Genomic DNA, 20,941 nt, shown 5'->3' on the forward strand with positions numbered 1-20,941 from the left:
CACGCACTGCCGCGCCGCGCGTCGTCCCGGGACCCTCGGAGCATGGAAACGGCGATCGAGGTGCGGGATCTGCACCAGAGCTACGGTGACTTCGCCGCCGTACGCGGCGTGTCGTTCGCGATCCGCCCGGGTGAGGTGTACGCCCTGCTCGGGACCAACGGGGCGGGCAAGACGACCACGCTCGACGTGATCGAGGGCTACGAGCGGGCGGGGTCCGGGGACGTACGGGTGCTGGGCGCCGATCCGTACGAGCAGCGGGACCGCGTCCGTGCCCGTATGGGGATCGTGCTGCAGGACGGCGGCTTCTACAAGGACCTCACGGTCGCCGAGACCGTGGACGCCTGGCGTCGCTGGACGCCCTCGGCGATGCCCCGCGCCGAGGCGCTGGCGCTCGTCGGGCTCGACGAGCGGGCGAGCGTACGGGTCGGGAGACTGTCGGGCGGGCTCTACGCAATACGCTCCCACTAACGGTATGGATCTGAATGATTACTTTAGGTTGACATTGCGATCAGGCTGTCACTAATCTTCGAACGTGCGTTCAGCATCGCGTCCCGTTTTGCCCTCACCTGCCGGTGGCCCTAGTCGTGGGTTTGCCACGCCGTTTGTGGTCTCAGGGCCATCGGGCGTCGCGATCCGTGATCGCCTCAAGCGCCTGACCGCCCGCGATGAAATGGTGTTGCGGGCGGTGGGCGCGCATCTGGGGGCGTTGGCCTCAGGTGATCTGAGGGCCCGGTGCTCTGACGGCCTGGAGCACGACAGCGACAGGTGGGCGGCGCGTAAGCGAGGGTTGACCGCTGAATCGTCGTCTCGGTGGGCTGGGGCGATCACGAAGGCGACGCATGATCAGTGGGCGTTAGCACGTCGTAACCAACTCGCCTACATCCATTCCCTCGAGGACGGCATCGCCACGCTTTCGCATCGGCTGTCCCTGCCGGTCGGGCAACCCGGGACCAAACACGCACCGGGTGGATACCGGTCGGCGGACGAGTGGCACGCCAAATCCCGCCGCCTGGCCACACTGCGGGCCCGGCACGCGGCGGCGACGGTGGACTGGCGGACCGGGCGGGTCCGCGTCGTGCGCGGCGGCAAACGGCTGGCGAACACCCGCCACCACCTGGAGGAGGCCGGGCTGACCAAGGAGCAGTGGCGCGCCAAATGGGAGGAGGCACGCTGGTTCTTGGCGGCCGATGGGGAGAGCGGGAAACGATTCGGCAATGAGACCATCCGCATCACCCCCGATGGACAGATCTCCATCAAACTGCCCGCACCCCTCATGGATCTGGCGAACGCCCCCCACGGCCGATACATCCTGACCACCCAGGTGACATTCGCGCACCGAGGCGCTGAATGGGCGGATCGGATCGCGGGGAACCGAGCGGTGGCCTACCGCATCCACCATGATCCGGACCGGGGTCGCTGGTATGTCACCGCGTCCTGGCAACGCCCACCCGTCACAACGATCTCGTTGCCGGCCGCCCTCGCGCGCGGTGTGATCGGTGTGGACACCAACAACGATCACCTCGCCGCTTGGCGGCTCGACATCCACGGCAACCCGATCGGTGCACCCCGCCGGTTCTTCTTCGACCTGTCCGGGTCGGCCGATCATCGAGACGCCCAGATCCGCCACGCGATCACACGACTACTGCACTGGACCAAACGCTGCGGAGTAGCGGCGATCGCGATCGAAGACCTGAACTTCGAACAAGAAAAGACCCGGGAGAAACACGGCCGCCGCAAACGGTTCCGGTACCTGATCTCCCGGTTCCCCACCGCCCGGCTGAAGGCCCGCCTAGTGGCGATGGCCAGCAGTCACGATTTGGCGATCGTGGCCGTGGATCCGGCCTATACCACCAAGTGGGGCGCCCAGCACTGGCAGAAACCCATGACCACCCCCAACCGCACGATCTCCCGTCACGATGCCGCCGGCATCGCGATCGGACGACGCGCCCTGGGACACCCGATCCGGCGACGGACGACACCGCCCCCTGCTCACCAGAGCGATGAGCAGGGGCATCGGACCGCCCAGGCCCCATCAGGTATCCCAGGGCGTGAGGGACCCTGCCCCCCGGTTCCCGGACCACGCACCCGATGCGCGCCCCGGGCCACGCGGCGAATGCAGGCGACCACCACGCCCACCACCGTTCGGGGCGCCAGTGAACAGGAACCCATACCTGCACACTGAAAAGGAACGGTTTCCGATGCAGGTCCGTCGCGCCCAGGCGATCCGCCAGGTGCAGCTCGCGGCCGACGCGCTCGCCGCCGAGGAGTGCCCGCTCACCGCCCGGGAACTGGACGCCCTCCGGGCGGCGGCGGACGAGAGGCCGGTGTCCCGGATCGCCCGCGACCTCGGCCTGTCGGAGGGCACCACGCGCAACTACCTGTCGGCCGCCGTCACCAAGCTGGGCGTCGGCAACCGGGACGCCGCCGTCGGCAAGGCCCGCGACATGGGCTGGCTTTGAGCGCGCGGGGACGGCTGCTCGGGCACGGCGGGGACGGCTACGACAGGACGGCTACGGCAGGACGACAACGCTGGGACGGCTGCGGCAGGACGCGACTACGCCGGGACGACAACTCCGGGGACGACAATCTGGGACGGCTGCGGCAGGACGACTACGACGACGGTCGAACTCACCGCGTCGTGAAATATGCTCGGATCGTGAGCGATGAGGTCTTCCATCCCCCTGTCGAGGAGCTGACCCTGCCCAAGGTGCTCGCGGCCCTGGCCGATCCGGCGCGACTGGCGACCGTCCGGACGCTGGCCCGCGTGGGTGAGTCGGCGTGCGGCCGGATCCAGCACGACGCCGGGCTGGAGGTCAGCAAGTCCACCATGTCCCACCACCTGCGCATCCTGCGCGAGGCGGGCATCACCCACTCGCGGGTGCAGGGCGCCCGCCGCCTCCTCACGCTCCGCCGTGACGACCTCGACCGTCGCTTCCCCGGTCTGCTCGACGCCGTGCTCCAGCCGGAGCTCACCGAGGTCGCCTGAGCGTCAGGGAGCCGATCCGTTCCCGCGCAGGTGGTCGACGCGGAGTCCGGTGTGCGGTTGCGACGGGCCGGTCCGTGGCGCCTTCCTGTGGGCCGCACGCGTGTCCCGGGCGCTATGGCGCCGACGCCTTGAGTCCTTTCTTGCAGAACTCGAGGTTCTTCTGGACGCGCGCGCGTTCGCTCGTGGGAAGGGCCTGTCCGGAGAGCAGGCGCTCATTCACGGCGATCCCTTCTCGGTAGCGACCCGCGTAATAGGCCGAGACCCCGAGCTCGTCGAGTGCCCGCCAGGCGTAGACCGCGTCGTCGAGGAACAGGACGTCGTTCGGCCGCGGGATGTCGCTGGCCGCCCTTGCGAACGGATACGCGGCCGCGGGGCGGTCCCGAAAGCGGAGGCAACGCGCGAGCTCGCAGGGCGCCTCGGCCCGCTGCGGGCGCGTCTCGAACGCGCGCAGGTAGTGCCCGACGACCGCGTCGTCGTCTTCGTCGAGACGATCGGCGAGGCGTGCGCGCTCGTAGAGGGAGTACCAGACCTCCTCGATCCACCCGCCCATCTTCGAGCGTCGCTCGTACGCGGCGGCCGCTCGCGCGTACTCGCCCGCGTCACGCCAGCTCTGCGCGAGGTAGAAGGCGTAACGAGCATTGTCCGGATCCGCCTTGAGGGCTTTTTCAAGCACCGCCGCGTCCTTCCGGAACTTGTGAGGATCGGTCGAGCGCGCACCATCGTACGTGCGGCGATAAGCGAGTCCATCGAGGCGTGCGAGCGTGCGTCCGGGGCTGGACATGATGACCTCGTGGAGGACGCCGACATAGTGGAAGTCGAGGTCGCCGCGGAAGAAGTGGACGCGATAGTAAGTGGTCCCGGCGTCGTCGATCCGGATCTCATAAGAGTCGGCGGTGAGGCGCGGCATTGCGAACCCATCCGGAATGACGAGGATATCGTCCGCGTCCATCACCAGATCGTAGTCGGCCTTACCGCGCGCCAGCTCGATCGCCTCCGACCGGTTGTGGCCGAAGTCCTTCCAAGGCCGCTCATAGAGGTCGCCCGGCAGGTCGGCGAGCTCTTTACGAACGAGCTCCTGTGTGCCGTCGGTAGAACCGGTGTCGACGATGCACCACGAGGTGATCAGTGGCCGGACCGAGTCGATGCAGCGGGTGATGACGTGCGCTTCGTTCTTCACGATCATCGTGAGACAGAACGTTTGCTTCCCCGAGGACATGGCCTCTGATTGTAGGTTGGGTGGTGCCGGAAACCCGTTCGACACGCGTCGTAGAACGTCGAAGGAGTCGGCCGCGAGTGCGGTTATGAGAGGGCTGGACGACTTCGCGGAATCGGTCCTCTTTTTGGCCTCTAACCCATTACATGCATGAATGCGCCGAGGCTGTATCCCGCTTCGTTGATCGGCTATCGTCCGCCGTGGATCGGGAGCCGCACCATGGGGCCGCCCGAGATGCGGGACGGGGGCGCTTCATTCTCGGACGGAGATGCCATGGGATCGCCTGGGGTCATCAGCCCGGCAGAGCGTGTGGACTCAACGGCCCGCCTCAGCGCGCTCCGACGTCACCGCTGGCCTCTGCTGCTCGTCGGCGGCTGGATTCTTCAAGTGTGCGTCCGACTGCTGTTCGCCGAGCATCGGACGGCCCCCATCCTCATTCCCGATGAGACGGGCTACCTGCTGGGCGCGCGGCTGCTCGCCGGAGGCGCGCCCGGTGACCTGTCCGGGTGGTCGTTCTACCAGCCGGGCTATCCGCTCCTCATCTCTCCCGCATACTGGCTGAGCGATGACCCGGTGACCGTTTACCATCTCGTCGTCGCGATCAATTCGCTGATCGGCGCGGCGCTCTTGCCGCTGGCCTATGTCGCGCTGCGCCGCTTGAACCTGCCGCGCCCGCAGGCCTATCTCCTCGCGACCGTGACCGCGCTTCTGCCCTCGGTCCTCTATTACAGCCAATTCGCCATGGCCGACGCCGTACTGCCGGTCGTGATGCTGGGCTGGCTGTTGCTGATCCATTCGTCGATCGCCGGCGGGCGGCCGGGTCACGGCGCGGCGGCGAGTGCGGTGGCCGCCTACTGCTACTGCGTGCACTCTCGAGGCACGATCATCGTGCTGGTGCACGCGGGTCTTCTCGTCGTGGCCCTGTGGCGACGGTGGGCGAGCAAACGGGACACCGCGGTGATCGCCGGCATGCTGGTCACCGCGTCGGCCGCCGCGTGGGCGCTGAACGGCTGGGCGAGATCCCAGATCTATCCGGGCGGGGTGAACCCGCTGGGCGACTTCCTCTCCCGTCGTCTGACCGGCGTGGACGGGCTCGGATGGACGCTGGGACTGGCCACGGGAAAGATCTGGTACCTCATCGTTTCGACCGTCGGCGTGGCCGGCGTCGGTCTGGTGGCCGTCGGCGTACTCGCCGCGCGCCGAAGCACACCGATCCCGATACGGGCGACGGCGTCCGTCATGCTCGCCGCGATCGCGGGCATCGCGATCGCCAGCTCGGCCGCGGTCCCCGACGAGGGCGCCGTCGCGAACTTCGCCTACGGCCGGTACCTCGGCTGCCTGACTCCGGTGCTCTTCATGGCCGGGGCCGTGTTCGCGGTGCGCGCCACGAGAAGGGCGGCCGTCCAGGTCGTGCTCGCCACGGCGGCCCTGGCGCTGGTGACCGGCGGCATCGTCTGCCTGCACGCCGGGGATCGGCTCTCTCGGACCTTCTTCACCGCGTTGGAATTCCCCGAGATCTGCTTCTTCACCTGGAGCTGGGACTCTCTGAAACTGTGGTCCGCCACCTGCGTCGCGCTGCTGCTGCTGGCGCTGTCGGGCGCCCTGATCGCGAAGTGGCGCCGAGGCGGATTGCTCATCGTCGCCGCCGCCTTCATCGCCTTCGCCCTGGCCGACACGACCGTGGTCGCCAATCGAGTCGTCCGACACCTGGAGAAAGGGCTGTGGTCCGATACGAGCCTGGCCCCGGCCGGGCTCCGGGCCCAGGACCGGGTGGCGGTCAACTATCCCGGCCTGCCGTGGAGGATCTGGGTCGCGCAGGCGTCCCAAGTCCGCACCCGCCTGGTGCCGATCGACCGTTCTCGCCGGGAGACACTGCCGCCGGACGCGACGCTCGTCGTCGTGCCATGGGACGGTGTGCTGCCACCGGAGTTCAGCTGGCCCGCCGTCCCCGCGGGCTGGCACATCGTCTTGGTCCGCCACACCTTCACCGGCGACTGGGTCGCCTGGCGCCGGGGGAGGTGACCCCTGCGGCAAGAAGCCGCAGGGGCGACAGCATGCGTGGTGATGCCAGGGAGTCCTGGGCGCTCCCACTTTCGAGTACGCCCAGGACTCCATGGCTTGGTGACTAGACGGATGTCAGAACACTCGATGGTTCGTCATCGGGTGGGCCGGCCTCGCAGCCTGGGGCCGAGCGGCCCGGGCGACGTTGAGCAGTGGCAGTCCGGCTGCCGCGGCCCTCCGGTTCGCCATGAAGGCTCTGGCGAGAGGCGTGGTGAACGGAATCGTGATCGACTGCCCGCAGCTGGCAGGCGGCTGCGTCGCCGGCGTGTTGCCGGTGATCGGGCATTCGGACTCCTGGACCCCGCCATTGGTTCCGAGCACGGTGACCTGCAGGCGGTTGCCGGTGTTGGACAACGCGACACAGGCCGGCACGAATCCGGCTGGGAACACGGTGTTGGAGAGCGGAGTGAACGGCCTGACCGTAGGCGTCGGGCCCGAGGTGTCGACCAGTGCGATCAAGACCTCGCCATTGCGGGTCACCGCGACCCACTTCCTGTTGCTCTCGCCGGGCGCGGTCTCCGCGGCGATGCACGGACCGGCCGCGCCGGTGGGCCCTGTCGGCCCGGTGGGCCCGGTCGGGCCCGTGGCGCCCGTGGCGCCGGTCGCACCGGTCGCCCCCGTGGGGCCGGTGGCACCGGTCGCCCCCGTGGCGCCTGTGGGGCCGGTCGCGCCCGTGGCGCCAGTCTGGCCCGTGGGGCCGGTGGCACCCGTGGGGCCAGTCGCACCCGTCGCGCCAGTTGCCCCTGTGGGGCCGGTGGCGCCGGTCGCGCCGGTCGCACCAGTGGCACCCGTTGCCCCAGTGGCTCCGGTCGCTCCGGTGGGACCGGTGGCGCCGGGCGACGCTACGTTTCGGATGATGGCGAGATTGTTGGCGCGGATGCGGTTACGGATCGGCACCCGAACGAACTGCTCGTTGTTGTTGGCGTTGAAGTTCGCGTGCCGGTGGAGCAGTCTGAAGCGGCTGTGGTGGAAAGTGCGGAAACTGCTGTGACGGTGCCAGTCGTCCGTGGGGACCTGGGCGTACGCGGAAATGCTGCCGATCATTCCACTTCCGGTCGCGGCAAGCATTCCGGCGGCAATAATCGCCTTCTTCTGCATTTTCTCCTCATTTTCGGAACGATGCGATGGCTCTCGTATGTCGCAATGGGTGTCTGGAGTCCGACGCGATCTATATTCCCGCGAATTCTGATGGCAATATACGTATCAGGTAAGGTGATCACCAAGAGGCGTGTCGGAGGTACGGCTGTCATCATGAGTGTGGTCTGCCTCGTCATTCGCCCGCACTTTGCTAAACGCGTCAATCTGGACACCTGGATCAAGCTGGGAATCCGGGGCTTTATGGCGTGGCGCGACGGTGACGAGAGGTGGATACCCCTCCTGGTGTTCCATGAGACCCGTTTCGCGCGATAGCCACAGCTATTACGCGCGATACCGCGTCTTCCGGCCCACCTCATCCGCGAATACCGCCTGAAAGGGACAGAAATCCCGGGAGATCTCCGTGGCGAGGACCGGCGGAAGGACCTGTTCGCCTCCTGCCCGGCGGAGCAGGCGGGGCGCCGGCCCGACCGGCCCCGACGCCCGCACCGGTCATCGGTCTGTCGGACGGATCCGTCGCGGGCGGTCGGTGCGGGCTGGTACGAAGGACTGCATGGCTGACGAAGCGCACCAGGGACCGGCCGAAGACGCCCTGCGGGAGGACGCCGAGGCGTGCCTGCGATCGCTCGCCGGGGACCACGCCCGGCTGCGCGAGGACCAGTGGGTCGCGATCCGGGCGCTGGTCGTCGAGCGGCGGCGGGCCCTGGTCGTGCAGCGCACCGGGTGGGGCAAGTCGGCGGTCTACTTCGTGGCCACGGCCCTGCTGCGACGGCGCGGCGCCGGGCCGACCGTGATCGTCAGTCCGCTGCTGGCCCTGATGCGCAACCAGATCGCCGCCGCCGAGCGGGCCGGCATCCACGCGGCGACCATCAACTCCGCCAACCTGGACGACTGGGAGCGGGTCTACGCCGACGTCCGCGACGGCGCCGTCGACGTGCTGCTGGTCAGCCCGGAGCGGCTCAACAACCCCGACTTTCGCGACCAGGTCCTGCCCGAGCTGGCGGCCGGCGCGGGCCTGGTCGTCGTGGACGAGGCGCACTGCATCTCCGACTGGGGCCACGACTTCCGGCCCGACTACCGCCGGCTGCGCACGCTGTTCGCCGAGCTGCCGCCCGGCGTGCCGGTCCTGGCCACCACCGCGACCGCCAACGCGCGGGTCACCCATGACGTCGCCGACCAGCTCACGGGCGGATCCGACCAGGAGACCCTCGTGCTGCGCGGCCCGCTGGAGCGCGAGAGCCTGCGCCTGTCCGTCGTACGGCTCCAGGGGGCCGAGCAACGGCTGGCCTGGCTCGCCGGGCGGCTCGACGACCTGCCCGGCTCAGGGATCATCTACACGCTCACCGTCGCGACGGCGCACGAGGTGGCCGCGTTCCTCCGCGACCGGGGATACGCCGTCGCCGCGTACACGGGGCAGACCGAGCAGACCGAGCGACTGCAGGCCGAGCAGGACCTCCTCGACAACAAGGTGAAGGCTCTGGTGGCGACGAGCGCGCTCGGCATGGGGTTCGACAAGGCGGATCTTGGGTTCATCGTGCACCTGGGCGCCCCGCAGTCGCCCGTGGCGTACTACCAGCAGATCGGCCGGGCCGGGCGCGGCGTGGAGCGGGCCGAGGTGATCCTGCTGCCGGGCCGCGAGGACCGCGATATCTGGGCCTACTTCGCCGGTCTGGCCTTTCCCCCCGAGCCGGTCGTACGCCAGGCGCTGGGGGCGCTGGAGGAGGCGGGCACGCTGTCCACCGCGGCCCTCGAGACCCGCGTCGACCTGGGGCGCAGCCGCCTGGAGATGATGCTCAAGGTGCTCGACGTCGACGGCGCCGCCCGCCGCGTGAAGGGCGGCTGGACCGCGACCGGCCGGCCGTGGGCGTACGACCGGGAGCGCTACGAGCGGGTCGCGGCCGAGCGCTCCCGCGAACAGCAGGCCATGCTCGAGTATCAAACGACCGGTTCCTGCCGGATGGAGTTCCTCCGGCGGCAGCTCGACGATCCCCAGGCGGTGCCGTGCGGGCGCTGCGACAACTGCAGCGGGCGGCACCTGACGGCGGAGGTGCCAGAGGAGGAGACCGTACGGGCCCGGGAGCGGCTGAGCCGGCCGGGAGTCGAGGTGACGCCGCGCCGGATGTGGCCGACAGGCATGAAGGCGGAGGGCATCTCCGGGCGCATCCCCGCCGACCTGCAGGCCGAGCCCGGCCGGGCGCTCGGGCGGCTGACCGACATCGGCTGGGGCAACCGGCTGCGCGGTCTGCTCGCCGACGGCGCGCCCGACGCCCCGGTGCCCGACGAGGTCTTCGACGCGATGGTGAAGGTCCTCACGGCGTGGGACTGGGCGAGCCGCCCCGCCGGGGTGGTCGCCATGGGCTCGGCGACCCGGCCGGGGATGATCGCCGACCTGGCCCGGCGCATCGCCGGGATCGGCCGGGCTGCCCTACCTCGGCGAGGTCGCGTACGCGGACGGCGGTCCGGGCCCGCGCCGCCACAACAGCGCGCAGCGGGTCCGCGCGCTCTGGAACGCCTTCGTCGTTCCCGACGAGGTGCGTTCCGCGGAGGGCCCGGTGCTGCTGGTCGACGATCTGGTCGACACCGGCTGGACCGTCACCGTCGTGGCGCGGCTCCTGCGCGAGGCCGGCGCCCCCGCCGTCCTCCCGCTGGCCCTCGCCGCCGTGAGCTAACCGCGCTCGACAGCTCGTCGAGGACCGAGCCCGCGCTCCACCGACGGTCGAGGGCCCCGCCCGTGCTCCGCCGACCGCCGAGGGCCGAGCCCGCGCCCCACCGAGCGTCGAGGGCCAAGCCCGTGCTCGACCGGTCGCCCCGGATCGGGGCCCCCGTGACCTTCACGATCCTGGACGACCGGCCACCGCACGCCTAGGGATTGTTCTAGAGTGCAAAAAGTCGTGTCCACCTGTTCTGGAGAACATCTAGGGGTCATCTCACCGCTAAGTGCGATCACTTCCCGTTGAACTGATCTCGGGGACAGAACAACGCCCGAATTGGACGTCTGATGAGTGAATCGTCCGGTATTCATCCGCTGCGTGACGAGGGGCTCGGCGAGCTGCTGAGCTGTGCCCCGCCGCTGCTCGACACCACCCTCGACCAGCTGAGGACGCTCCTGGTCGTCCGCGAAACGGGCTCGGCGCTGCGCGCCGCCCGGCTGCTCGGCCGCGAGCAGTCCAGCGTGCAGAAACAGATGGACACGCTCAACCGCAACTACCAGACCCTTTGCGGAGAGGTCCTCACCGTCAAGCAGGGGCGGGGCAAGGACGTCCTGTTCACCCCGACCGGCGAGGCGATCACGCGCCTCGCGGGCGCCACCCTGAGCGAGTGGCTGGCCGAGATCCACTCCTCCCGCCGGCGCCTCGGCAGCACGCTCACCGTGGGCACGACCGAGTTCACCCTGAAGACCGTCTCCCGTGCCTGGGCGCGTCTGTCCGAGGAGTTCCAGCGGCGCGAGGTCGAGTTCCGCGTCGTCCACGTCCGTACGAAGGACGTGTGGTCGCGGCTGGAGTCCAAGAGCGTCGACCTGGTCTGTGGGACCATCGTCGCGGTCCCCGGCGACGAGACGCGCCTGCGGCCGTACGACGTCATCGAGCTGGCGCGCGGCCGCCCCGTCCTCCTCACCAACCTCAGCGAGCAGGAGCTCCCGCTCAGCGTCGTCACGAGCAGCCGCCTGCCGGAGATCCCGCTCGTGGTGCCGGCGACCGGGCTGATCGCCGACTTCCTCGGCCAGTGGTACGGGCCCAACTTCCGGGACCGCCTCGACATCGTGGCCGACATCGACGACATCTCCTACGGGCTGTCACTGCTGAAGTCCGGCCTCGCCCGCGGCTGCATGATCGTCACGCGGTCGATCGGCGACCGGTCCCGCGCCGAGGGACTCCGGGTCATCGAGCTGCGCAACGACCTCGAGGCCGCCCCGGAGATCATGACCGGGGCGTTCGTCAGCAAGGAGGACCGCGTCCGGTACGAACCGCGCCATCCGCTCAACCTGCTATGGGCCGCCATGCGCGAGGAGGCCGCCGCCCGGGCCGAGGCCGAGGCAGCCGAACGATGACCGTACGGGCTGTGCGGCTGCTCAGAGCATGGGGCGGGCGCCGAGGTGGCTGATCGCCCGCGCGGCGAGCCGGCAGCCGTTCGCGAGGGCCTCCACGGGCGGCTTGCCGTCGAGCCAGACCGGCAGGAACCCGGCGATGAAGGCGTCACCGGCACCCGTGCCGTCGGCGATCTCCTCCACCGGCTCGGCCGGCACGCGGATCGGATCGGCGTGGCCGTTGCTGAACCACAGCGCGCCCTCGGCCTCCATCTTCACCACGACCTCCGGGTACCAGGCGGTCAGCACCTTCGCCGCCTGCTCCGGGTTGTCGCGGCCGGTCAGCACCTCGGCCTGGGAGGCGTTGACGACCAGCAGCCGGACACCCTGCGTCCACTCCAGGAACGGCTCGGCGCCGGCGCGCTTGAGATGGGAGTTGGAGCCGCCGTCGATGGTGACCGACATCTGCGCCCGCTGCGCCAGCTTCATCGCGTGCAGGGCGGCCTGCCGGGCTCCCTCGTTGAGCAGGGAGTAACCGGACACGTGGAGATGCGCGCCGGGACCGAAGAGGTCCTGCGGGATGTCCTCAGGGAGCAGCGCGGCGTTGGCGCCCGGGTCCGAGAGCATCGTCCGGTCGCCCTTGTGGGTCACCATGACCACACACGTGCCGGTCGCCCGCTCCGGATCCATCACGAGGCGGGCGTCGACGCCGTACCCCATGAGCTCCATGTCACGGTTACGGCCCGCGATATCGGCCCCGCGCCGCCCGATGAACGCCGACTCGACGCCCTCGACGGCCAGCCAGGCCGCGACGTTCGCTCCCGAGCCGCCGCCGTGCATCGTCACGTTGGCCGGCGTATCTCCGCCTTTCGCCAGCGGGAACGCGGCTCGCGCGACGGCATCGGTCATCAGATCACCGACCACGACCACGCGCGTCATGTCGTCCACCCACCCTGTTCCTGCGGCTGCCACCCCCGAAAGGCGGCCTGCCTGCGCGACCCGGAGAAAAACCTAACAGCTCCCGGTGCCCGGATGGGTCCCGAACCGGCGCTAATTCGGGATCTCCCATAGTCTCGACGTGTGCCGTACCCCGACCACTGGGAGGCCGACGTCGTCCTCGCCGACGGAGGGACGGCGCACCTGCGGCCGATCAGGCCCGGTGACGCCGAGCTGTTGCGCGAGTTCTACGCCCGGCTCTCGCCCGAATCCATCTACTACCGGTTCTTCTCGCCGCGTCCCCGGCTGACGGACCGGGAGATCGAACATTTCACCACCGTCGACTACCTCGACCGCGTGGCCCTCATCGCCACCATCGGCGACGCGATGATCGCGGTCGTGCGCTACGACCGCCTCGGCACGGGCAGCCCGTACGCGACCGTTCCGGAGTCCCCGGACGAGTCACCCGACACCGCCGAGGTGGCCTTCCTCGTCGAGGACGCCCAGCAGGGCCGCGGCCTCGGCACCGTGCTGCTGGAGCACATCGCGGCGGCGGCCCGCGAACGCGGCATCCAGCGGTTCATCGCGGACGTCCTGCCGGAGAACCGCCGGATGACCACCGTGTTCCGGGCGGCCGGCTGACGAGGCTCAGCAGCGTTTCGAGGACGGTGTGATCCGGCTCACCCTGGGCCTGCAGCCGACCGAGACCTCCCGGGAGGTCATGGCCGCCCGCGAGCACCGCGCGGAGTCGCGGTCGATCGAGCGTCTCCTGTTCCCCGGGTCGGTCGCGGTGATCGGCGCCAGCCGCGAGGCGGGCGGCGTCGGCCGGACCGTCCTGCGCAACCTCCTCGGCGGCGACTTCACCGGCCCGGTGTTCCCCGTTCACCCGACCGCGTCGGCGGTGGGCGGCGTACGCGCCCACCCGACGGTGTCGGACGTCCCCGACCCGGTCGACCTGGCCGTCGTCGCGGTGCCCGCCGACCACGTCAACGAGGTCGTGGCCCAGTGCGCCGCCAAGGGCGTCCACGGGCTGGTCGTCGTCTCCTCCGGCTTCGGGGAGGCCGGCCTCGAGGGCCGCGCCCGCCAGGACGAGCTCGTACGCCTCGCGCGGGCGAACGGCATGCGCGTCGTCGGCCCCAACTGCCTCGGCATCGCCAACACCGACCCGGGCGTACGGCTGAACGCCACCCTCGCCCCGACGCTGCCGGGGCGCGGACCGGTCGGATTCTTCTCCCAGTCCGGCGCGCTCGGCATCGCGATCCTGCGCTGGGCGGCCGAACGCGGGCTGGGTCTGTCGACGTTCGTGTCGGCGGGCAACCGCGCCGACGTGTCCGGCAACGACCTCATGCAGTACTGGGAGGAGGACCCCGCCACCGAGGTGATCCTCCTGTACCTCGAGTCGATCGGGAACCCGCGCAAGTTCACCCGCCTCGCACGCCGGATCAGCCGCACCAAGCCGATCGTCGCCGTCAAGAGCGGGCGTACCACCCAGGGAGTGCCACTCGGCCACGCCGCGCAGGCACTGACCCTTCCCGACCACGCCGTCAGCGCGCTGTTCGCCCAGGCCGGGGTCGTACGGGTCGACTCGCTCGGCGAGCTGTTCGACGTCGCACAGGTCCTGGCGTACCAGCCCCTGCCGACCGGCCGCCGGGTCGCGATCGTCGGCAACTCGGACTCCATCGGGCTGCTGGTCCAGGACGCCGCGACCGCGGCGCAACTCGACCCCCTCACACCGGTGGACCTCGGCCCGGCGGCCGGGCCGGTGGACTTCGAGTCAGCGCTGGCCGAAGCCCTCGACGACGACGCGGCCGACGCGGTGATCACGGTGTTCGCGCCGCCCGTACGGGGCGGCATCGACCCCGAGGTGGCCGCCGCGATCGTCCGGCAGGCGGAGGGCGCGGCGAAGCCGGTCGTCGCGACCTACCTGGGCGAGCACGGCCTCCTGCACGGCAGCGTTCCCTCCTACCCCGCGCCCGAGGACGCCGTCCGCGCCCTCGCGTACGCCGTCCGGTACGCCGAACGCCGCCGCCGCGCACCCGGCCGGGTGCCCGAACTACCCGGCATCGACCGGTCCAGGGCGCGCGCGCTCGTCGACGAGATCTTGGCAGCGGACGCCGCTCCGGCCTTGCGGGCGGATGGTGCTCCGGCCGGCGGCCCGGAGCTCGGCGCGGGTCGCGAGTCGGCGGATGTGGCTTCTGATGCGTCGGCCTTGCGGGCGGATGGTGCCCCGGCCGGCGGTCGGGAGCTCGGCGCGGGGCGCGAGCCGGGGGAACGGCGCGCAGCCGACGCGGAGCTGACCGCCGCACTGCTCGCCTGCTACGGCATCGGGCCGGCAGGGGACGCCGCGGAGGCGGGCGACGAGGGGGTCGTCACGCGGATCACCACGTCGGAGGACCCCTCCTTCGGCGCGATCGTGTCCTTCGGCCTCGCCGATCTCACGGCCGAGCTACTGGACGACCGCGCGTACCGGCTCGCACCCCTGACGGACGTCGAGGCGGCCGGGATGGTCCGCGCGATCAGAGCGGCACCACTGCTGCTGGGCCATCAGGGAGCCGAGCCCGTCGACCTGGCGGCGCTCGAGCGCGTCCTGCTGCGGGCGTCCCGGCTGTCCGACGACCTGCCGGAGGTGGCACGGCTGGACCTCGAGGTGGTCGCCCGCGCCTCCGGCGCCGCCGTACGGAGCGCGCGGCTGTGGCCGGCGAGACCGCCGGGGCCGCGCATCGACCACGTTCGCCGCCTCAGGCCGTCCTGACGGGAGAGACCGCGCGGCGTGTCCCCGGTCGGGTCGCGGTCGGGCGCGTCGCGGGCTCAGCCGGGGTTGAGGTCTGCGGGTTGCGGTGGTGGCACCGGGTCCGGAATCGGCGGTATCGGGCTGGGGCTCGGTTCGGGGATCGGCCGCGGGGAGGGCCGTTCCGGTGGCGGCTCGGGCGGCGGGACCGGCGGCTCCGGAGGGGGGACCGGTGGCTGCGGCGTGGGCGGTTGCGGGCTGGGTGGCTCCGGTGCCGGCGGTTGTGGGGTGGGATGGGGCGTGGGCGGTTGTGGGGTGGGGTGTTCGGGCTCGGACGGGGGGACGTGCGGTCGGGTCATGTCCACATCTCTACCCGAGGGTGTGCGTGTAACGCCCGGGCAGTGCAGGATGGGATCCATGAGGGAAACCCGAGCGATGGCGCAGGGGCTGCGCACCGCGATCGAGCGGAGCGGCTACTACCCGGCGCTCGTCGCGGACGCGGTCGAGTCGCTACTGGGCAACGAGACCGTGATCTCCTACGTCGTCCACCATGAGGCGACGTTCGATCCGGCGATGGAGGTCCGGCGCCACGTCACCGTGCTGGTGCTGTCGCCGACGCGCCTGCTCGTCTGCCACACGGACGAGCACCCGCCGACCGAGTCGGTTCCGCACCCGCACGCCTCCACGACGACGGAGGCGGTGCGCCTGGGCCGGGTGCAGTCGGTGGCGGTGACGCGCGTCGTGCCGGAGCCCGCGTCGTACGTGCCCGGTGTGCCGCCGACCGAGGTGATGCTCACCATCGGCTGGGGGGTGATCGCTCACGTCGATCTGGAGCCGGCCTCCTGCGGCGACGAGTCCTGCGAGGCCGATCATGGCTACACCGGCACGATCACGGCCGACGACCTCTCGCTGCGGGTGAGTGAGGCGGCGGACGGCGCGGACGCCGTCGAGCAGGTCCTCACGTTCGCCCAGGCGTTGTCGGAGGTCACGTCTCAGCCGGGCCGATGAGCATTCCCGCCCCGGCGTACGGCCGGGAGTCGCTGGCGGACCTGGGCCCGTCCGTGCTCGCCGCGCTCGGCGTCCCGGGCGAGACGAACGTCCTGGGTCTGCCCGCCCTGCCGCGTGCCTGCGTCCTTCTCGTCGACGGTCTCGGCTGGGAGCTGCTGCGGGCGCATCCGGATGCCGCGCCGTACCTCTCCTCGCTGCCGGGCCGGCCGCTGACCGCCGGATTCCCGTCGACCACGGCGACCAGTCTCGCCTCGCTCGGCACCGGCCGGCCGCCGGGCGGGCACGGCATGTTCGGCTACCAGGTCGCGGTCCCGGGGGAGGGGCGGCTGCACAACTGCCTGCGCTGGAGCGACGGGATCGACCCCCTGACCTGGCAGCCCGCGCGCACCGTCTTCGACCGGGCCGCCGCGGCGGGCGTGGCCACGAGCCACGTCTCGGCGCGGGCGTTCGAGCACTCCGGGCTGACCCGCTCGGTCTATCGCGGCGCGCGCTATCTTCCCGCGGACGCCCTCGGCCCGCTGGTCGCCCGCGCCGAGGAGGCCATCCGCGAGGGTGAGCGCGCGTTCGTCACCGTCTACCACGGCGACCTCGACGCCACCGGTCACATCCACGGCTCCCGCTCGGCGGCCTGGCGCCACCACCTGGCCTTCGTGGACCTGCTGGCGCGGCGGCTGGCCGAGGCGATGCCGCCGGACGCCGCCTTCTACGTCACCGCCGACCACGGCATGACCGATCCCACCGACCGGGTCGACGTGGACGCCGAGCCCGCGCTGCGGGAGGGCGTGGCCCTGCTGGGCGGCGAGGCCCGGGCCCGGCACGTGTACGCCGAGGCCGGGGCCGCCGCCGACGTGCTCGCCGTGTGGCGTGAGCGCTTCGCGGGGCAGGCGTGGGTGCTGACCCGAGAAGAGGCGATCGCCGAGGGTCTGTTCGGCCCGGTGTCCGCGTCCCTGGCCCCGCGCATCGGCGACGTCGTCGCCGTCCCGTACGCCGACGTGGCCATCGTGGCGACCGAGGCCGAGCCGATCGAGTCCACTCTCATCGGCATGCACGGGTCGCTCGTCGCCGCCGAGCAGCTCGTTCCCCTGCTCCGCCGGGAGTCGGTCTGATGAACGCCGAGCGGCATCTCGCAGACGGGGGGATTAACGGTCAGACTGGCGGCGTGCATCCTCTCATCGACGTCCAGTCACTCGTCCGAGAACTCCGCGGCGACGTCGTCCTGCTCGACGTCCGCTGGCGCCTCGGTGGTCCGCCCGGCATCGAGGCCTACCGGCGGGGCCACCTGCCGGGGGCGGTCTTCATCGACCTCGATCACGACCTCGCGGGGCCGCCGGGCCCGGACGGCCGGCATCCCCTTCCGGACCGGCAGGCCTTCCAGGACGCGATGCGACGGGCGGGCGTCCGCGACGACGGCCTCGTCGTGGTCTACGACGACGCGGACTCCACGTCCGCAGCCCGCGCCTGGTGGACCCTCCGCTACTTCGGGCACCAGCGGGTCCGCGTCCTCGACGGCGGCTACCACGCCTGGGTCGAGGCCGGACGGCCGGTGACGACCGAGGCGCCGAAGGTCACGCCCGGCGACTTCACGGTCCGCCCAGGCGGCCTGCCCGTCCTCGACACGGACGGCGCCGCCGCCCTCGCCAAGGCCGGGGTCCTGCTCGACGCCCGCGCGCCCGAGCGATACCGCGGTGAGGTGGAGCCCATCGACCCGATCGCCGGACACATCCCCGGCGCCGTCAGCGCGCCCACGACCGGCAACGTCGGCGTCGACGGCCGATTCCTGCCCGCCGACCTGCTCCGCGAGCGGTTCGCCGAGCTGGGCGCCACCGACGCGGTCGACGTCGGAGCCTACTGTGGCTCCGGCGTTACGGCCGCCCACGAGATCCTCGCGCTCACCGTCGCGGGCGTGCCCGCGGCCCTGTACGTCGGCTCCTGGTCCAACTGGGTCGCCGACGGCACCCGCCCCGTCGAGACCGGCGACCAGGGTTTGGCGTAATTCATCACTCACCGCCGAGCCCCCTCAGCCCGGGGCGGCCGGCCGGGGTTCCGCGCGGCGTGTCCGTGCGACCCTGGCCGGTCGGCGGACCCATGACGAGCACGGGGGAACATCCGGGTCGGGTTCGCCTGGGCCGCCGGACCTCGGGACCCCGGCTGGTCGGCGGACCGGTGACGAGCACGGGGGATACCTGGGGACCGGGGCTGCCCGGCCCGCCGGACCCGGCACCCCGGTCGCGACCGTAAGGGCGGGGAGGCTCGTGAGGCTGGCACACACGACCGTCGGCGGCCGGATCGTGTCGCGGTTCGGCCTGCCGCCGCCGACGGGTCTCCTGATCGCCGCTACCTGCCTGGTGGTGGGCTGAACGCCCCGCCTACGGGAGGCGGCGGCGTCCGGCGAAGCCGAGGTCCGTGCGGTGATACCAGCCGAGCGCCGACTCGGTCTCCAGCAGGCACAGGCGGATCGACTGCCCGCGCAGGTAGGCGGGGAAGTCGACGAGCACGGGCGCGACGCTCTTCACCTCGATGCCCTGGATCGTGAACCACCCGAGCGCCTCGTCGATGCGCGCCTCGTACGCCTTCAGCTCGGGCGTGCCGCCCAGCGGCGACGACCGCCCCGACTGCAGGTCGAGGGCCAGCTCGGCGAGATCGGCGCGGGCGGCGACGATCGCATCGATGTGCGCGCGCACATCGGGGAGCAGCGCTCGCGCCTCCTCGAGCGTGAAGATGCGGTCGGTCACGGGTCGTACGCTACCGGCGCGAAGCGCCCGTCGTCCGGATCTGCCTCACGGGCGAGCCACACTGCTCATCGCGGATGGACCACCGCTCAACCACCCTGAGGACGGCGGAGCCGGGACGCCTCAACGACGCAGAGCCTCTGCGGGCTCGATCCGGCTCGCCCGCCAAGCCGGGTAGAGGCCCGCAAGCAGGCCGGTCAGTGCGCCGAGGAGCGGGGCCGGCAAAACGACAGCGGGTTCGAGGACGGGCGTCCAATGCTTTCCGACCGCAGTAAGGACGACGGTGAGTACGCCGGCGCTCGTGCCGAGGAGACCCCCGAGGAAGCCCAGCATCGCGGCCTCGGTGATGAACTGGCCCGCGATGTCTCGTGATCTGGCCCCCAGGGACCGCCGGAGTCCGATTTCGGCCACGCGTTCGAGGACGGCGACGAGTGTGGTGTTGGCGATGCCCGCGGTGCCGACGACGAGGCACAGCCCGGCCAGGGCGATGAAGAGTGTGGACAGATCGCCGGTGACCTGAGACTTCATGAACTTCGGATCGGGCGGGACGGTTACCTTGAACCTTCCTGGGTCATCCGGTCGAAGAGCGTAGGGCGCTTGTCTTCCTATCAGCTCTGCGGCGCCCAACCGGGTTTCGATCAACACCCGTGGCACGCTGCCGTTGGCGACCGTCGGCCTTCCCCACAGATCGGTGGCGGTGCTGCTGGGCACGACGACCGACAGCAGGGTCTCCGGCCGCCGGTCGACGTCAGAGATGATGCCCACGACGGTGAGCGGATCGTCGCCTACGAAGATGGCCGGCTGCATGCTCAGGTCCCTTATCCCCAGACGTTCCGCGGCCGCTTCGCCGAGAAGGCACACTCGGGCGGAGGTGCGCTGGTGGAAGAGGTCGAACGATCGGCCTGAGCGAAACCTGGAATGAACGGCCGCGAGGTAGCCCGGGGAGGCCGCGATGAGATTCAGCGGCTCGGTGTCCGTTCCCGCGGTCCAAGGGGGCCGTGCGCTGACCAACGTGCCGTTGTCCGAGCCGGCGATCTGCACGGTCCAGAAGACCCCGGAATGCCGCACGCCGTTCAACCGGTCGAGGCGGTCCTCGGTGTCGGTGGGGAACCCGATCCCGGCCGTGCCGGGATCCTGGGGCGCATCCTGGAGGGTGACCTCCGTCGCTTGGAGCGCGGTGAACCGTTTCGAGATCTGACCGGACGCAGTCGTCGTCAGGCCGAGGACGGCCACGAACGCGGCGATCCCGAGGACGGTACCCGCTATGGTCATCGCCGTCCGAGACGGGCGGGCGAGCAATGCTGAGCAGGCCTCGCCCAGGAGGTCTCGCAGCGGTAGACGGGTGGGTTCCACACCGTGTGCGCGAGGCCGCTTGATGGGCTTGTGCGGGCGAAGACGAATCATGATGTCGAGGGGTTCGAGCCCAATGGCCCGGATGCCGATGATCCCGGAGGATGGCCGTCTGTGAGCGCGCCGTCGCGAATGATGACGGTCCGCCCGCCTCGTGCTGCGACGCCGGGGTCATGAGTGACGACCACGACGGTGAATCCGTCGCCGTGGAGGTCGTCGATCAGGCTGAGCACCGCCGCGGCGGTCTCGGTGTCCAGGTTCCCTGTCGGCTCATCGCAGAGCAGCAGGCTGGGACGATTGACCAATGCGCGCGCGATCGCCACGCGCTGACGCTCACCGCCGGACAACTGATTGGTCAACGCGTCGACGCGATCGCCGAGCCCGACCCGTTGGAGCATCTCACGTGCTCGTTCCGTGCGTTGCCGCCTCTTCACCCCCGCGTACAGCATTGCCAGCATCACGTTCTCAGCAGCCGATCTGTGCGGAACGAGATGGAACGACTGGAAGACGAATCCGATTCTGCGCCCGCGTAGTGCGGTCCGACCGACATCGTCGAGTTCGACGGTGTTCAGCCCGTCGAGGCGGTAAACGCCGGTACTGGGCCGCTCCAGCAGGCCGACGATGTTCAAGAACGTTGACTTTCCGGAGCCCGAGGGCCCCATCACGGTGACGTATTCGCCCACACCGATCTCTAGGGTCGCCTCGTGCAGGGCGGCGACCGGCGGAGGTCCCGGATAGGTGTGAGCCACCCTGTCGAACTCGATCACCGGTGTTCGCCCCGGCCGCGCGGTGTGGGGCGGCTCCTGGAACG

General features: G+C 70.8%; 15 protein-coding genes and 2 pseudogenes. 11 read left to right on the forward strand and 6 right to left on the reverse strand.

Annotated features, from left to right (window positions below; all coding sequences use genetic code 11):
- The first annotated feature begins 42 nt into the window (after nucleotides 1-42).
- The 4 genes from ACYVF7_RS16210 to ACYVF7_RS16225 all read left to right on the forward strand — a co-directional run bounded on the left by ACYVF7_RS16210 (nucleotide 43) and on the right by ACYVF7_RS16225 (nucleotide 2,986).
- Nucleotides 43-468, forward strand: a complete 426-nt coding sequence (locus tag ACYVF7_RS16210; protein WP_460340577.1) for an ATP-binding cassette domain-containing protein — start codon at nucleotides 43-45, stop codon at nucleotides 466-468.
- A gap of 319 nt (nucleotides 469-787) precedes the next feature.
- Complete coding sequence (locus tag ACYVF7_RS16215) at nucleotides 788-2,182, forward strand: IS200/IS605 family accessory protein TnpB-related protein (protein WP_460340580.1); 1,395 nt, start codon at nucleotides 788-790, stop codon at nucleotides 2,180-2,182.
- Nucleotides 2,183-2,198: 16 nt separating this feature from the next.
- Nucleotides 2,199-2,459, forward strand: a complete 261-nt coding sequence (locus tag ACYVF7_RS16220; RefSeq protein ID WP_460340583.1) for a response regulator transcription factor — start codon at nucleotides 2,199-2,201, stop codon at nucleotides 2,457-2,459.
- A gap of 197 nt (nucleotides 2,460-2,656) precedes the next feature.
- Complete coding sequence (locus ACYVF7_RS16225; RefSeq protein WP_360882546.1) at nucleotides 2,657-2,986, forward strand: ArsR/SmtB family transcription factor; 330 nt, start codon at nucleotides 2,657-2,659, stop codon at nucleotides 2,984-2,986.
- Between the two features lie 112 nt (nucleotides 2,987-3,098).
- On the opposite strand, the gene ACYVF7_RS16230 is transcribed toward ACYVF7_RS16225, so the two are convergent.
- Nucleotides 3,099-4,169, reverse strand: coding sequence for a glycosyltransferase (locus ACYVF7_RS16230; protein ID WP_460340587.1), 1,071 nt, complete (start codon nucleotides 4,167-4,169; stop codon nucleotides 3,099-3,101).
- Nucleotides 4,170-4,472: 303 nt separating this feature from the next.
- Between ACYVF7_RS16230 and ACYVF7_RS16235 the strand changes: the two genes are divergently transcribed.
- The gene (locus ACYVF7_RS16235) at nucleotides 4,473-6,221 is read left to right on the forward strand and encodes a hypothetical protein (RefSeq protein ID WP_460340590.1); all 1,749 of its coding nucleotides are present in this window, start codon (nucleotides 4,473-4,475) and stop codon (nucleotides 6,219-6,221) included.
- A gap of 114 nt (nucleotides 6,222-6,335) precedes the next feature.
- Here ACYVF7_RS16235 and ACYVF7_RS16240 read toward each other — a convergent pair whose 3' ends face one another.
- Nucleotides 6,336-7,358, reverse strand: coding sequence for a hypothetical protein (locus ACYVF7_RS16240; protein WP_460340593.1), 1,023 nt, complete (start codon nucleotides 7,356-7,358; stop codon nucleotides 6,336-6,338).
- A 550-nt stretch (nucleotides 7,359-7,908) separates the two neighbouring features.
- On the opposite strand from ACYVF7_RS16240, the pseudogene ACYVF7_RS16245 reads away from it, so the two are divergent.
- Nucleotides 7,909-10,024: pseudogene (locus ACYVF7_RS16245) on the forward strand (RecQ family ATP-dependent DNA helicase).
- Nucleotides 10,025-10,353: 329 nt separating this feature from the next.
- On the forward strand, nucleotides 10,354-11,403 hold the full coding sequence (locus ACYVF7_RS16250; RefSeq protein WP_460340596.1) for a LysR family transcriptional regulator: 1,050 nt from the start codon (nucleotides 10,354-10,356) through the stop codon (nucleotides 11,401-11,403).
- 21 nt (nucleotides 11,404-11,424) lie between these two features.
- Here the strand turns inward: ACYVF7_RS16250 and ACYVF7_RS16255 are convergent, their stop codons facing one another.
- Nucleotides 11,425-12,318, reverse strand: a complete 894-nt coding sequence (locus tag ACYVF7_RS16255) for a carbohydrate kinase family protein (protein WP_460357944.1) — start codon at nucleotides 12,316-12,318, stop codon at nucleotides 11,425-11,427.
- Between the two features lie 141 nt (nucleotides 12,319-12,459).
- Here ACYVF7_RS16255 and ACYVF7_RS16260 point away from each other — a divergent pair.
- The 4 genes and pseudogenes from ACYVF7_RS16260 (at nucleotide 12,460) to ACYVF7_RS16275 (ending at nucleotide 18,044) form a co-directional block, all read left to right on the forward strand.
- Nucleotides 12,460-15,067, forward strand: a pseudogene (locus tag ACYVF7_RS16260) (bifunctional acetate--CoA ligase family protein/GNAT family N-acetyltransferase).
- 393 nt (nucleotides 15,068-15,460) lie between these two features.
- A complete protein-coding gene (locus ACYVF7_RS16265; protein WP_433174275.1) occupies nucleotides 15,461-16,051 on the forward strand; it encodes a DUF5998 family protein in 591 nt (196 codons plus the stop codon).
- The gene (locus tag ACYVF7_RS16270) at nucleotides 16,048-17,157 is read left to right on the forward strand and encodes an alkaline phosphatase family protein (protein ID WP_460340600.1); all 1,110 of its coding nucleotides are present in this window, start codon (nucleotides 16,048-16,050) and stop codon (nucleotides 17,155-17,157) included. Before ACYVF7_RS16265 ends, ACYVF7_RS16270 begins: the two co-directional genes overlap by 4 nt.
- Before the next feature lie 53 nt (nucleotides 17,158-17,210).
- Nucleotides 17,211-18,044, forward strand: a complete 834-nt coding sequence (locus tag ACYVF7_RS16275) for a sulfurtransferase (RefSeq protein WP_460340603.1) — start codon at nucleotides 17,211-17,213, stop codon at nucleotides 18,042-18,044.
- 373 nt (nucleotides 18,045-18,417) lie between these two features.
- Here the strand turns inward: ACYVF7_RS16275 and ACYVF7_RS16280 are convergent, their stop codons facing one another.
- From ACYVF7_RS16280 to ACYVF7_RS16290, 3 genes are all read right to left on the reverse strand, one after another.
- Complete coding sequence (locus tag ACYVF7_RS16280; RefSeq protein WP_460340605.1) at nucleotides 18,418-18,783, reverse strand: DUF2203 family protein; 366 nt, start codon at nucleotides 18,781-18,783, stop codon at nucleotides 18,418-18,420.
- Between the two features lie 120 nt (nucleotides 18,784-18,903).
- Nucleotides 18,904-20,052: an ABC transporter permease gene (locus ACYVF7_RS16285; protein ID WP_460340608.1), complete on the reverse strand. Its 1,149-nt coding sequence runs from the start codon at nucleotides 20,050-20,052 to the stop codon at nucleotides 18,904-18,906.
- Nucleotides 20,053-20,180: 128 nt separating this feature from the next.
- A complete protein-coding gene (locus tag ACYVF7_RS16290; RefSeq protein ID WP_460340611.1) occupies nucleotides 20,181-20,897 on the reverse strand; it encodes an ABC transporter ATP-binding protein in 717 nt (238 codons plus the stop codon).
- Between the last annotated feature and the right edge of the window lie 44 nt (nucleotides 20,898-20,941).

It is taken from the genome of Actinoallomurus acanthiterrae, assembly GCF_054775715.1.